General features: G+C 46.0%; 9 protein-coding genes. 3 read left to right on the top strand and 6 right to left on the bottom strand.

Going from position 1 to position 9,359, the window contains the following annotated elements; genetic code table 11:
- The first annotated feature begins 38 nt into the window (after window positions 1–38).
- The 3 genes from CRENPOLYSF2_RS04160 to CRENPOLYSF2_RS04170 all read left to right on the top strand — a co-directional run bounded on the left by CRENPOLYSF2_RS04160 (window position 39) and on the right by CRENPOLYSF2_RS04170 (window position 2,485).
- On the top strand, window positions 39–1,094 hold the full coding sequence (locus CRENPOLYSF2_RS04160; RefSeq protein ID WP_087142703.1) for an IS701 family transposase: 1,056 nt from the start codon (window positions 39–41) through the stop codon (window positions 1,092–1,094).
- Between the two features lie 69 nt (window positions 1,095–1,163).
- The gene (locus tag CRENPOLYSF2_RS04165) at window positions 1,164–1,733 is read left to right on the top strand and encodes a hypothetical protein (protein ID WP_087142704.1); all 570 of its coding nucleotides are present in this window, start codon (window positions 1,164–1,166) and stop codon (window positions 1,731–1,733) included.
- Window positions 1,734–1,819: 86 nt separating this feature from the next.
- Window positions 1,820–2,485: a DUF1287 domain-containing protein gene (locus CRENPOLYSF2_RS04170; RefSeq protein WP_087142705.1), complete on the top strand. Its 666-nt coding sequence runs from the start codon at window positions 1,820–1,822 to the stop codon at window positions 2,483–2,485.
- Window positions 2,486–2,625: 140 nt separating this feature from the next.
- Here CRENPOLYSF2_RS04170 and CRENPOLYSF2_RS04175 read toward each other — a convergent pair whose 3' ends face one another.
- From CRENPOLYSF2_RS04175 to CRENPOLYSF2_RS04200, 6 genes are all read right to left on the bottom strand, one after another.
- Complete coding sequence (locus CRENPOLYSF2_RS04175) at window positions 2,626–4,860, bottom strand: heavy metal translocating P-type ATPase (protein ID WP_087142706.1); 2,235 nt, start codon at window positions 4,858–4,860, stop codon at window positions 2,626–2,628.
- Between the two features lie 269 nt (window positions 4,861–5,129).
- Complete coding sequence (gene arsB / locus CRENPOLYSF2_RS04180) at window positions 5,130–6,170, bottom strand: ACR3 family arsenite efflux transporter (RefSeq protein ID WP_087142707.1); 1,041 nt, start codon at window positions 6,168–6,170, stop codon at window positions 5,130–5,132.
- A gap of 21 nt (window positions 6,171–6,191) precedes the next feature.
- Entirely contained in the window at window positions 6,192–7,952 is a 1,761-nt protein-coding gene (gene arsA / locus CRENPOLYSF2_RS04185) for an arsenical pump-driving ATPase (protein ID WP_087142711.1), read from the bottom strand.
- 20 nt (window positions 7,953–7,972) lie between these two features.
- Window positions 7,973–8,335, bottom strand: coding sequence for an arsenite efflux transporter metallochaperone ArsD (arsD, locus tag CRENPOLYSF2_RS04190; protein ID WP_087142708.1), 363 nt, complete (start codon window positions 8,333–8,335; stop codon window positions 7,973–7,975).
- Between the two features lie 22 nt (window positions 8,336–8,357).
- Window positions 8,358–8,837, bottom strand: a complete 480-nt coding sequence (locus CRENPOLYSF2_RS04195; protein ID WP_087142709.1) for an arsenate reductase ArsC — start codon at window positions 8,835–8,837, stop codon at window positions 8,358–8,360.
- A gap of 2 nt (window positions 8,838–8,839) precedes the next feature.
- Window positions 8,840–9,211 carry an ArsR/SmtB family transcription factor gene (locus tag CRENPOLYSF2_RS04200; RefSeq protein ID WP_087142710.1) on the bottom strand — a complete coding sequence of 124 codons (372 nt, stop codon included), beginning with the start codon at window positions 9,209–9,211 and terminating at the stop codon, window positions 8,840–8,842.
- Between the last annotated feature and the right edge of the window lie 148 nt (window positions 9,212–9,359).

Below are 9,359 nucleotides of genomic sequence, written 5' to 3' on the forward strand. Positions count from 1 at the left end.
GTTACGCAGCCCCATTAAATTAAGCGTATCATTTCCGTATGGAAAAAATAAAATTAGAACTATACACGGACTACCTGATATGCAATAGCGGGTTTGCAACAGCAACTGGATTTTCAGCAATGTTAGATGTGGATATAAGCCACGACCAAATGACACGATTTTTGTCTGCGAAGGAATACACCTCTAAAGATTTATGGGCGCAAGTTAAAACTACAGTGCGTCAAATAGAACAGGAAGATGGCTGCCTAATATTTGACGATACCATACAGGAGAAGGCCTGGACGGATGAAAATGAGATTATGTGTTGGCATTTTGACCACTGTAAAGGTCGATCTGTCCGGGGTATCAATTTGCTGAACGCCTTATACTACAGCAACGATGTATCAATTCCCGTTGCTTTTGAGGTAGTACGCAAGCCCAATCAGTTCAGTGATATAAAGACGCATAAGGTCAAACGAGTCAGCGAGGTCACTAAAAATGAGTTGATGCGGGATATGATAGCGGCCAGTGTGGCGAATGCCATCAAGTTCCGCTACGTATTGACAGACAGCTGGTTTGCCAGCAAGGAGAACTTTGAGTTCATCCTAAAAAAAGGCAAGCATTTCATCAGTGCCTTAAAGGACAATCGCCTGGTGGCTTTAACAGAAAAAGACAAGAAAGAAGGGCGCTTTGTACGAATCAGTCACTTGGAATTGTTAGATCGGCAGGCGGTGCGCGGCTGGTTGAAAGGCTTGCAACATGAAGTGCTTTTCGTCCGCAGGGTCTTTACAAACAAAGACGGCAGCATCGGCCTATTGAATCTAATATGCAGTGATTTGGCGTGCAACGGCGAACAAGTCGCCACGATCTACCAAAAACGGTGGAAAGTCGAGGAGTTCCATAAATCATTAAAATCCAATGCAGGGTTGGCAAAGTCACCGACCCGCACTGTTACCACCCAGAATAACCATGTCTTCATGTCGATCTATGCCGTATTCAAACTGGAGTGTCTGAAGATAAAACACAAGGCCAACCATTTTGCACTAAGGACTAAGCTATTCATCAAAGCCAACCAGATGGCATATGAAGAGTTGCAGAAATTACGGGCTGCGTAACATCAGTTAAGAAATAAAAACAACCAGTTGTGGGTATTTGTTGGCTTTGAGGTCGATTCCCGCTTTTGGATGAACTTTGAGCTGGGTAGCCGAACCACGCATACGGCAACCAAACTGGTGAAACGGTTAAAAGACTACATTGGCATCCAACCCCAGGACACACCACTGAAGGTTACAACCGACAAACTGGCCGCCTACAAAAACGCGCTTCAGTCTGTATTTGCTGGCATGGCGTATGTTTACCTGCAAATCGTCAAAAAAAGAATCAAGATGCGGTTGGTGACCGTCAAAAAGTGTTTTGTCCAAGGGACTAAAGATGATTTTCAAGGCAAGACCCAAAACACCTCTTATATTGAACGCTTCAACTTGACGCTAAGGCAACGGGTGTCATACTTGCAAAGAAAAACATTGGGTTATTGCAAAAAGAAGCCAAACTTCACGGGAGTCCTTTGGATCAATCTCTTTGACTACAACTATCGTTGTCACCATAAAAGCCTAAGGCTGCCGCTTATGCATCAGGGTACATCGAAATTCCAAAAAAAATGGAAACATCGAACACCCGCCATGGCAATGGATTTGACTCAGGAAGCTTTGACTTGGAGATTCCTGTTTGTGGCGCCTATTTTGGTAACCCATTGATAAAAAACAACCTGCATTGATTTGTAGGGACTACCCAGACACTAAATAGAAATGGCAGAATGAAAATCCGAAACATAGCAAATGATATGAATTGGCGCACTGTATTTTGTAGTTTACTATTGGTGGGCTGCGATACCAAACTTTCGTCGCTGTTCAATCCCATAGAAGAAGTCCCCGTTATTCCCCGTTCTACTGAACCCGCCGGATTTTCCAAAAAACTGTCTGCTGCTGCTTTGGCAAGATTAAGCCATAACGTCAGATACGATCCAGCTTATATTAAAATTCCCTATCCTGGCGGCGATGTGCCTAAAACTATGGGCGTGTGTACCGATGAAGTGATCAGAAGTTACCGCGCATTGGGCATTGACCTGCAAAAAGATGTTCATGAAGCAATGCTGGCCAACTTCAATGCTTTTCCCAGCCGTACACGTTGGGGATTAAAAACCACGGATGCCAATATTGACCACAGGCGCGTACCAAATTTACAGGTGTTGTTTGCCCGAAAAGGCATTAGTTTTGCCGTTACCCACCATGCTAAAGATTATCTGCCAGGCGACATAGTCACCTGGGACGTATTAAAGCGCCCGCATATTGGGCTAGTGGTTAACCGGAAACACCGTGGTGGTGAGCGCTATATGATTGTGCATAATATTGGCCGAGGGCCGGAGCTTGCCGATATGTTGTTTGACTATCCAATTACCGGACATTATCGGTATTATGGTGCAGATACGAAACCTTTATTGCAAAAATAGATGCGAATTTAGATTACAGTTGCACATCACTAAAGCCGGTTAAAACAGCTGATGTGGACAATCTTTAACGTCAATATGCTCACGGTTCGCTCATTTTTCTTGTAGTTTTATGATTCAAAACCCACTGTATATAGTATTAATTAATCCCTTAACTTCAACCAGCGTAACCGATTGGCATTAAACACCACCGTTAACGACGACATGGCCATAGCAGCGCCTGCAATCATCGGGTTTAATAACACACCGGCTATCGGATAAAGCAGCCCCGCCGCCACCGGAATGCTCAAGGTATTATAGAAAAACGCACCAAATAAATTCTGTTTGATATTTTTCACTGTCGCTTTAGACAAATCAATCGCTTCAGATACTTTTAATAACGAACCCTGCAAAATTACCACATCGGCGCTTTCAATGGCTACGTCAGTGCCTGTACCAATCGCAAAGCCAACATCGGCCTGTACCAAAGCGGGCGCATCATTTATGCCATCACCGACCATACCGACAATCTCTTGCGCTTGCAAAGTTTTAATAATCTCTGCCTTATCTTGCGGCAACACCTGTGCTCTCACTTCAGTAATCCCCGCTAAATTGGCTACCGCCTGAGCAGTAATTGGATTATCGCCGGTGACCATGATCACTCGAATCCCGCGCTCTCTTAAATGCTGTACCGCTTGCACAGAATCCTTTTTGATGGGATCAGACACCGCCACAATACCGGCAATCTTATTATCCACCGCCAGTAACATCGGCGTTTGCCCTAAAGCCGAAAGCTGTTCGAGTTTGGCGTTATAACGGCTATAACTGATCTTCTTGCTATCCATTAACGCCTTATTACCCAAAAATACCGCTTGTTTGTTGATCAGTGCGGTAACCCCGTGGCCTAGTATTGCCTCAAATTGCGTCACTTTGTCCAAACTAATATTTTTCTCAGTGGCAGCTTTCAATACACTGGCCGCTAATGGATGCTCTGAACCGGATTCAATACTTGCCGCCAGTTGCAGTACCTGGTTTTCGGTAAAATCCCCTATAGCATACACCGAGGCGACAGTGGGTTTGCCCTCGGTAATAGTGCCAGTTTTATCCAGTACCAAACAGGTAATTTCACCGGCTCGCTGCAAGGCTTCTCCTTTGCGGATTAAAATACCCGATTCTGCCGCACGCCCCACCGCCACCATCACCGAAATAGGCGTGGCTAATCCTAAGGCACACGGGCAAGCGATCACCAGTACTGTCATGGAGGTGACAAACGCATAACCCAAAGACGGTTCAGGCCCAACGCTGTACCAAATAATGAAGGTAAGTACGGCAATGGTTACCACCGCTGGTACGAAAACTGCCGAGATTTTATCGACCATACGGGCAATGTCCGGCTTGCTGCTTTGGGCTTGCCGTACGCTTTGGATGATTTGCGCCAGCGCGGTGTCTTTACCTATGCGGGTGGCTTTAAATAAAAAGCTGCCAGTTTGGTTCATAGCACCTGCTACCACTTCCGAGCCGATGGTTTTTTCTACCGGCATGGATTCGCCAGTTAACATGGATTCATCTATAGTTGAATGGCCTTCGAACAACACGCCGTCCACGGGTATTTTTTCACCGGGGCGGACTCTAATCGTTTCGCCCAGACCGACATTTTCGATAGCAATATCGATTTCCGTGCCATCACGCATCACACGCGCAGTACGTGGCTGCAAGCCTATCAATTTACGAATGGCACGGGAGGTTTTGCCGCGTGAGAGTGTTTCCAGGCCAGAACCCAGATTGATAAACGCTAAAATCACCACAGCGGCTTCAAAATACGCGTGTTTGGCTAATGACGGCAAGCTGCTGTAGTAATCAATAATAATGCAAGAATACAACCACGCCGAGCCGGTACCCAAGGCAATCAGGGTATCCATATTGGCTTGGCCGTGTGTTAAGGCATTGAGCGCACCTTTGTAAAAATGCAAGCCCGAATACACCAACACGCCCAGAGTAATCAGGCCAATGAGTGGCCAAAACTTCTGGCCTTCTGGCGAGCTAATGTCAGGAAACCACATCAAGTGTTCGCCTAACATCAATAATAGGCCGACCACGGCGGCGACGGCAGCTTTTTTCATTAGTGTGCGGTAACGCTGTAATTCCAGTTCTTCTTGTTGACTGGGATCTTCTAAGCCTTGCATGATGGCGGCTTCATAACCGGCATCTTTCACGGCCTTCAATAGTGCTTGGTGATTAGCACGGCCTTGCACCACGGCAGAATGGTCGGCAAAATTAACCGCCACCGCCGTCACACCTGCAACAGTCTTTAATGCCGCTTCAACCGAGCTGACGCAGCCCGCGCACGTCATACCCAGAATTGATAAGCGCAATTCTTCAGCTTTTTGTTCTGCACCCATATTGCCATCCTTTTTTCTTTATTAAGGAATGAAAACAGTGTTACACGTTTTATTCACAAACAGACCCATTGTGCATGGAAGCCACAAAAAATCTATACTTCAATTCAATAAGTTGTGCCAATCATACAGAGGGTGAGGAATTAGAAGCCCCTAGCTGCCCAATTATACTGCCAAGTGTTGCACAATCCCCGAAGCAACATTAAAAAAAATACTAAGCAAGGCAAAGAGTAATATTAAATACCCTATGGTGAGCAAAACAGGCAAGATATTTATGATGAATAAAACTTTGCCTTAAACCAATACGCAACATTGACCAACAAAATTAACGCAGGAACTTCAATTAGCGGGCCAATGACACCCGCAAACGCCTGACCACTGTTAATGCCAAACACACCAATAGCTACGGCAATAGCAAGCTCAAAATTATTACCGGCAGCCGTGAAGGCAACCGATACATTTTTGGCATAATCTTTCTCAAAATAGTACGCCAAGCCAAAGCTGCTGAAAAATAGGATGACAAAATAAATCGCTAACGGTATCGCAATTTGCAAGACATCTAAGGGAATGGTGACGATTAATTGGCCTTTTAAACTGAACATCAACACGATGGTAAATAACAGCGCTATCAGTGTAATAGGCGAAATGCGCGGTAGATAAACTTGCTCGTACCACACCTCACCTTGCCATTTAATTAAAACCAAGCGGCTAACAATACCTGCAACAAACGGGATGCCTAAATAAATGGCGACACTTTGGGCGATTTGCCGAATAGTAATATCAACATCAAAGCCTTTTAAGCCCAATAACGGTGGTAACCAAGTAATAAAAATATAGGCGTAAACGCTGTAAAACAATACTTGTAAAATGCTGTTAATGGCGACCAACCCAGCGGTGTATTCTCGATTGCCACCCGCAAGCTCACTCCACACAATCACCATCGCAATACAAGGGGCAATACCAATCAGCATTAAACCCATCATGTATTCAGGCTGATTTTTCAGGAAAATAATCGCTAATGAAAACATTACCAAGGGCGCAATAACCCAAATTAAAAACAGGGTTACGCCAATGAGTTTGAGATTGGAAAACACCGTGCCAATCTTGCTGTAATTCACCTTTGCCAAAGGCGGGTACATCATCAAAATTAGTCCAATCGCTAACGGAATATTGGTGGTGCCACTCGAAAACGAATTAAAAAACGCGCTACTTGCAGGCAAAAAATAACCCAAACCCACACCAACCGCCATCGCTAGAAAAATCCACAGCGTTAAAAAGCGATCTAAAAAACCGAGTTTTTTTCTTTCAGGCATAACGACCTCTTGAGTTAATAATCAGTCCCCAGCGTAACGCGACAATTCCAGCAAGCAACCAATGCCAACAGGTTCTTTTTTGAGCAACGGAACGACTGCGTAGCGTTGGGAATAGCCATCGGCCACTGACGTGATTTTGTCGAGTTCGTTTAAAGCACGCTGACGTAATAATGGCGAATGCGGTTGCGCTAACGCCACACTGTTATTGATAATCCACGCCCAAGGTTCAATGCCAGCGCGGCGCAAATCGTCTTGCAAGTTTGCCGCTTCTAAAACGGGTGTAGTTTCAGCCAGCGTCACCAGCAACACTTTGGTTTGTTTCGGATCTTGCAACTGCATCATGGGTGTCAGGTAATGTATGCCGCCGGTCATTTGGCGTGCGACTTCACGGTGATACGCACCTGTCGCATCAAGCAGCAATAACGTGTGTCCGGTAGGTGCGGTGTCCATTACCACAAATTTTTTGCCTGCTTCACGAATAATGCGCGAAAAGGCTTGAAATACCGCAATTTCTTCGGTGCAAGGTGAGCGTAAATCTTCTTCCAATAACGCGCGGCCTTGGGTATCCAATTTTGCGCCTTTGGTGTCTAAAACGTGTTGACGATAGCGTTCCGTCTCGGCGTGTGGGTCAATGCGGCTGACGGTTAGATTATCCAAAACGCCATTCAGGGTTTCGGTTAAATGTGCAGCCGGGTCGGAAGTGGTCAAATGCACAGGCAAGCCGCGATGCGCAAGCTCCACAGCAATGGCAGCAGCCAAGGTGGTTTTACCCACACCGCCTTTGCCCATTAACATCACTAAGCCGTGCCCATCTGCCGCAATGCCATTAACCAATTCAGACAAAGTAGGTGCGTTTAATTCAATAGGTGAATCCATCGCCACTGGCGTTTGCGGTGCTGACTCGATCAACAATTGACGTAAGGCATCAAGACCAACCAGATTAAACGGTTTAAGCATAATGTAATCACAAGGCAACGTCTTCAACACATCAGGGATTGCATTTAGCGCGGCTTGTTCACGTTCAAAAATAGCCAGCGCCAGTGAATCGCCTTCGGTTTCGCCAGCTAGCAAAATACCGTTAATCACTAAATATTGCTGTAATAAGCCAATTGCCGCGAGTTCTTCATGGGTGCGAGCCGCTTCGCGCAACGTGGTTTGTTGGGCACGAGCCACTAAAATTAAACGGGTACGCACAGGATCGGCTAAAGCATCAACAGCCGCCGTATATTGGCTACGCTGTTTTTCTAAACCTGCCAATGGCCCAAGACAGGAGGAATCACCTTTGCCCGCTTCCAAAAAATCACTCCAGGCGGTCGGTAGTTGCAATAAACGGATCGTGTGCCCAGTAGGCGCTGTGTCAAAAATAATGTGGTCGTAGTCAGCCGTTAACACCGAATCAATCAGCAGCGCCGTGAATTCATTAAAGGCGGCAATTTCTGTGGTGCAAGCCCCCGACAATTGTTCTTCTATGCCTTTAACCACCGAGTCGGGTAACACCCCTCGCACGGGATCAACAATACGGTTACGATACACTTGCGCTGCCGCTTGCGGGTCAATTTCTAATGCCGATAACCCTGTAATGTTAGGGATAGCGATAATGTGATTGCCAATGTTAATACCAAACACCTGTCCCACGTTTGAGGCAGGGTCAGTGCTGACCAATAAAACACGTTGTCCCGTTTCGGCCAGTTGAATTGCGGCCGCACACGCAATTGAGGTTTTTCCTACCCCGCCTTTACCGGTAAAAAACAGGAAACGCGGCGGTTGAGTAAGAAATTTCATGATAGATTGATCTTGCGTGTTTAACACGATTTGCTGCCAGAACAGCATTTTTTGGCAGGTTCTGCCGCTTCTGTAGCAACCGTAAAATTTGCCCAATGTGCCAATTCAGCACGATTGGGATAACGCCCCGCCAACGCGATGTCACCCGCCACTAAAATCAGCGGCAACGCGTCTGATCCAGAGCGCTCTAAAAAACTTTTTACGGTTGCATTTTCAGCAAACGCCAGCGGTTGTTGGGCTAAATTGAATCGCTCAATGTTTACCCCCTGCTGTTTTGCCCACTCCACATCAGCGGAAAATCCGACCAATTCTTGATCGACATCAACACCACAAACGCCGGTGCTGCAGCACAGGGCGGGATCAAATACTTGGATAGTTGTCATAAAGGTCTCCTAAAAAATCAAATTACGGTAATAAATTACCGATGCGATCCAACTCTGTTTTCAAGTGCTCACGGTCATGCTGAAGTTCATCCAACGGTAAAGCCAGTAATTGCTCAATGCGGTAACGCAGGATGCGATAGGCCGTCATAAAAGCCGCTGTGATTTCTTCTTCGCTGCCTTCAACATGGGCAGGATCTTCAACGCCCCAATGGCTGCGTATGGCCGAACCTAAATAGGTCGGGCAAGTTTCATTGGCGGCATTACCGCACACGCTGAGCACAATATCGGGCGTGGCGGGCAGATCATTCCAGGATTTACTGTAATAGCCTTCGGTTGATATGCCTTCGCCGTTCAGCAATGCGATGGAACGCGGGTGAACTTTACCAGTTGGTTTGCTACCTGCGCTCATGCCTTGCCAACCTGCTGGCGCAAGATGGTTGAAGGTGGCTTCGCCAAGGATAGAGCGGCAGGAGTTGCCAGTACAAAGAAAAAGAATATTCATGGTTAAGATTTTGTAGGTGTCGATAAAAGTAGAGGAAGCACAGCGTCACAGCATGCTGAGGCATCTCGCATTTCTACGCATTGTTCAGGATGGCCGCCGCAACACTCTTCAGTGAGATAGGCGATTACATCCAGCATGAGCGGAATATTGGCACGATAACGTTGAAAACGCCCTTCTTGTGCAACGGTTAGTAAGCTTGTTTGTGTGAGTGCTTTTAAATGAAAGGAAAGGTTGGTCGGCGGCACATTCAGCGTTGTCGCAATTTCACCTGCGACCATGCCTTGCTTACCTTTTTTAACGAGCAAACGGAACACATCAAGCCGGATGCCGGAAGAAAGCGATTCAAAAATAGAGGTTGCTATAATTTTTTCCATATTTTAACAATACAACAAATATTGAAATGATGCAAAATAAAAGGCCATAATTTTAAAACCGCGATAGATTCATTTAAATGCAAACATCTCTGTACATGACAAAAAAATAAGCCAATGAAATGTCATATAATTTTCGTTTTTGTAAACG

Source organism: Crenothrix polyspora (genome assembly GCF_900163755.1).
In the GTDB taxonomy this organism is placed as follows: domain Bacteria; phylum Pseudomonadota; class Gammaproteobacteria; order Methylococcales; family Methylomonadaceae; genus Crenothrix; species Crenothrix polyspora.

What these genes read in the sequence shown, in the direction of transcription:
- CRENPOLYSF2_RS04160 (WP_087142703.1), top strand. Translation starts at nt 39, where the DNA reads ATGGAAAAAATAAAATTAGAACTATACACGGACTACCTGATATGCAAT.
- CRENPOLYSF2_RS04165 (WP_087142704.1), top strand. Translation starts at nt 1,164, where the DNA reads ATGAACTTTGAGCTGGGTAGCCGAACCACGCATACGGCAACCAAACTG.
- CRENPOLYSF2_RS04170 (WP_087142705.1), top strand. Translation starts at nt 1,820, where the DNA reads ATGAATTGGCGCACTGTATTTTGTAGTTTACTATTGGTGGGCTGCGAT.
- CRENPOLYSF2_RS04175 (WP_087142706.1), bottom strand. Translation starts at nt 4,860, where the DNA reads ATGGGTGCAGAACAAAAAGCTGAAGAATTGCGCTTATCAATTCTGGGT.
- arsB (WP_087142707.1), bottom strand. Translation starts at nt 6,170, where the DNA reads ATGCCTGAAAGAAAAAAACTCGGTTTTTTAGATCGCTTTTTAACGCTG.
- arsA (WP_087142711.1), bottom strand. Translation starts at nt 7,952, where the DNA reads ATGAAATTTCTTACTCAACCGCCGCGTTTCCTGTTTTTTACCGGTAAA.
- arsD (WP_087142708.1), bottom strand. Translation starts at nt 8,335, where the DNA reads ATGACAACTATCCAAGTATTTGATCCCGCCCTGTGCTGCAGCACCGGC.
- CRENPOLYSF2_RS04195 (WP_087142709.1), bottom strand. Translation starts at nt 8,837, where the DNA reads ATGAATATTCTTTTTCTTTGTACTGGCAACTCCTGCCGCTCTATCCTT.
- CRENPOLYSF2_RS04200 (WP_087142710.1), bottom strand. Translation starts at nt 9,211, where the DNA reads ATGGAAAAAATTATAGCAACCTCTATTTTTGAATCGCTTTCTTCCGGC.